Raw genomic sequence first — 2162 nt, 5'->3', positions numbered from 1 at the left:
TTTATACTCAATGAAAATCAAAGAGCAAACTAGGAAGCTAGCCGCAGGCTGCTCAAAACAGTGTTTTGAGGTTGTGGATAGAACTGACGAAGTCAGCTCAAAACACTGTTTTGAGGTTGCAGATAGAGCTGACGTGGTTTGAAGAGATTTTCGAAGAGTATTAGGACCTAGTTGAACTAGGAACCGACAGTATCTTATATAGAATAGGAGAAGGAGATGAGTTCAGGTAAAATTGCTCAGGTTATCGGTCCCGTTGTAGACGTCTTGTTTGCAGCAGGGGAAAAACTTCCTGAGATTAACAATGCACTTGTCGTCTACAAAAATGACGAAAGAAAAACAAAAATCGTCCTTGAAGTAGCCTTAGAGTTGGGAGATGGTATGGTTCGTACTATCGCCATGGAATCAACAGATGGTTTGACTCGTGGAATGGAAGTATTGGACACAGGTCGTCCAATCTCTGTACCAGTAGGTAAAGAAACTTTGGGACGTGTCTTCAACGTTTTGGGAGATACCATTGACTTGGAAGCTCCTTTTACAGAAGATGCAGAGCGTCAGCCAATTCATAAAAAAGCTCCAACTTTTGATGAATTGTCTACCTCTTCTGAAATCCTTGAAACAGGGATCAAGGTTATCGACCTTCTTGCCCCTTACCTTAAAGGTGGTAAAGTTGGACTCTTCGGTGGTGCCGGAGTTGGTAAAACCGTCTTAATCCAAGAATTGATTCACAACATTGCCCAAGAACACGGTGGTATTTCAGTATTTACCGGTGTTGGGGAACGTACTCGTGAGGGGAATGACCTTTACTGGGAAATGAAAGAATCAGGCGTTATTGAGAAAACAGCCATGGTCTTTGGTCAGATGAATGAGCCACCAGGAGCACGTATGCGTGTTGCCCTTACTGGTTTGACAATCGCTGAATACTTCCGTGATGTAGAAGGCCAAGACGTGCTTCTCTTTATTGATAATATCTTCCGTTTCACTCAGGCTGGTTCAGAAGTATCTGCCCTTTTGGGTCGTATGCCATCAGCCGTTGGTTACCAACCAACCCTTGCTACGGAAATGGGTCAATTGCAAGAGCGTATTACATCAACTAAGAAGGGGTCTGTAACCTCTATCCAGGCTATCTATGTGCCAGCGGATGACTATACTGACCCAGCGCCAGCAACAGCCTTCGCTCACTTGGATTCAACAACAAACTTGGAACGTAAGTTGGTACAATTGGGTATCTACCCAGCCGTTGACCCACTTGCTTCAAGTTCACGTGCCTTGGCACCTGAAATCGTTGGAGAAGAGCACTATGCAGTTGCTGCAGAAGTAAAACGTGTCCTTCAACGTTACCATGAATTGCAAGATATCATTGCTATCCTTGGTATGGATGAGCTTTCTGATGAAGAAAAGACCTTGGTGGCTCGTGCCCGTCGTATCCAGTTCTTCTTGTCACAAAACTTCAACGTTGCGGAACAATTTACTGGCCAGCCAGGTTCTTATGTTCCAGTTACTGAAACGGTACGTGGCTTTAAGGAAATCCTTGATGGTAAATACGACCACTTGCCAGAAGATGCCTTCCGTGGTGTAGGTTCTATCGAAGATGTGATTGCAAAAGCTGAAAAAATGGGATTTTAAGAGGTGATCTATGGCTCAGTTAACTGTCCAGATCGTGACACCAGATGGTCTCGTCTATGATCACCATGCCAGCTATGTATCGGTTCGAACTCTGGATGGTGAGATGGGGATCTTGCCACGACATGAAAATATGATTGCGGTTTTAGCAGTTGATGAAGTAAAGGTAAAACGTATTGATGATGAAGATCACGTGAACTGGATTGCAGTAAACGGCGGTGTTATTGAAATTGCCAATGATATGATCACAATCGTCGCTGACTCTGCAGAACGTGCTCGTGATATCGATATCAGTCGTGCAGAACGTGCCAAACTTCGTGCAGAACGTGCAATTGAAGAAGCACAAGACAAACACTTGATTGACCAAGAACGTCGTGCGAAGATTGCACTGCAACGTGCCATTAACCGTATTAATGTCGGAAATAGACTATAAGAAAAAATGAACTTGAAAATTCCAAGTTCATTTTTTTATGGTGTTTTATACTCAATAAAAATCAAAAAGCAAACATAGGAAGTTAGCCATAGGTTGCTCAAAACACAGT

At 43.4% G+C, this 2162-nt stretch carries 2 protein-coding genes; both read left to right on the top strand.

Annotation, left to right across the window (positions count from 1 at the left end; all coding sequences use genetic code 11):
• Positions 1-216: 216 nt before the first annotated feature.
• Entirely contained in the window at positions 217-1623 is a 1407-nt protein-coding gene (gene atpD / locus HT699_RS11420) for a F0F1 ATP synthase subunit beta (RefSeq protein WP_000094362.1), read from the top strand.
• Positions 1624-1633: 10 nt separating this feature from the next.
• Entirely contained in the window at positions 1634-2053 is a 420-nt protein-coding gene (locus tag HT699_RS11415; protein ID WP_000068041.1) for a F0F1 ATP synthase subunit epsilon, read from the top strand.
• Positions 2054-2162 lie beyond the last annotated feature (109 nt).

The sequence above is a fragment of the Streptococcus sp. 1055 genome (assembly GCF_013276815.1).
In the GTDB taxonomy this organism is placed as follows: Bacteria; Bacillota; Bacilli; order Lactobacillales; family Streptococcaceae; genus Streptococcus; species Streptococcus pseudopneumoniae.
The sequence above is the reverse complement of the archived record's forward strand: the minus strand, read 5'-3'. Positions and strand labels throughout refer to the sequence as shown.